Origin of the sequence: Endozoicomonas sp. YOMI1, from assembly GCF_024606345.1 — a bacterium.
In the GTDB taxonomy this organism is placed as follows: Bacteria; Pseudomonadota; Gammaproteobacteria; order Pseudomonadales; family Endozoicomonadaceae; genus Endozoicomonas.
The window spans coordinates 1-1,195 of the sequence record NZ_JAHHPM010000588.1; the positions used below are offsets into that span (position 1 = coordinate 1).

Genomic DNA, 1,195 nt, shown 5'->3' on the forward strand with positions numbered 1-1,195 from the left:
TATTTCGGACGACTTTGCCGCTATCGCACTGGAACTGGATGTACTGGCAGACAGTACCATTGAGGGCTCCGGTCTGAGTTCCTTTATGCAGATTGATCTGGCGCAGTAACCCACCGTTTGCTTGCTGCAATTTAGCCCCTGCCCCTGACTCCTTTTAAGAGCAGGGGCTTTTTTTAGATAGAATACTATGGCCAATATCAAACAATCCGCGATTCGCTTAGTCCTGAAAGCAAAGGATTTGCTGTCCAGGGACGTTAATAAATCCTCGGCTTCCCTGTATGCATTCCGGCAAGAGGCGAATAAGCTTAAAGGCCAATTAGAGGAACTGTAAAACCAGAATAAGCTTCTTTCGTCTTTTAAAAAGCAGGCCAAGGCTACCCACGATGCCGGTCGTGCATTCCGTGAGGCTGAAGATAAGATCGCCAGGCTTGGCCGGGAAATGGGGAAGACCAACACGCCTACCAAGGCCATGCAAGCGGCCATGGCAAAAGCCCGGAAAGACGTAAAAAAGGCGAATACTGAATATAACCGCCAACAGCAGCTGGATGAATGAGACTGCGAAAAATGCTGCCTATGTCAAAAGTCAGTACTTGGAGCAGAAGATCGCCCTCGAAGAACTATTAGAGAGCTATGAGATCGGTGGCTCCACAGCGAGAAGCTTTATCCGTCAGGGCGAGCGAGCTGCTAATACAATGAGTCTCCTGAATAATCAGGACTTGGATCGGCTCAACAACGCCATTCGCTCGGCAGAGCAAACATGGCCAGCTTGGGCGACAGTTCCCGTAATACCCTCAACAGCCTTCAAGATGAACTGGATGAATTGCAGGGCAGGCAGTCTGATATTGAGCAGCGCCGTTATCAAAACCAACGTGACGATCTGAAGGCACAGCAGGCGGAGGCTATTGCCAAAGGGGATCAGGAGGCAGTCAAGAATATTACCTCTGCCCTGCGGATCAGCGAGCAGATTTACAACGAGCGTTTGCGGCAGGCTAATAATGAAAAAGCCAAAGCCCTTCAAGAGAGCCAGGTAAACACGACAGCACCAGCCCCCCGCACTGCTTCAGAATCCCCCCAGCGTATTATCCGGCTCGAATATCCGGGCGGTGCGATCAATGTGGGGATTGATTCAAAAGATGAAATCAAACTGCTGAATGCCCTGAAAAATGCAGGTATGAGGACGGTCTGATGAAACTGG

Annotated in this window: 1 protein-coding gene; it reads left to right on the forward strand. The window is 50.1% G+C overall.

Annotation, left to right across the window (positions count from 1 at the left end; all coding sequences use genetic code 11):
* The first annotated feature begins 757 nt into the window (after positions 1–757).
* The gene (locus KDK15_RS20545; protein WP_257297270.1) at positions 758–1,186 is read left to right on the forward strand and encodes a hypothetical protein; all 429 of its coding nucleotides are present in this window, start codon (positions 758–760) and stop codon (positions 1,184–1,186) included.
* Positions 1,187–1,195 lie beyond the last annotated feature (9 nt).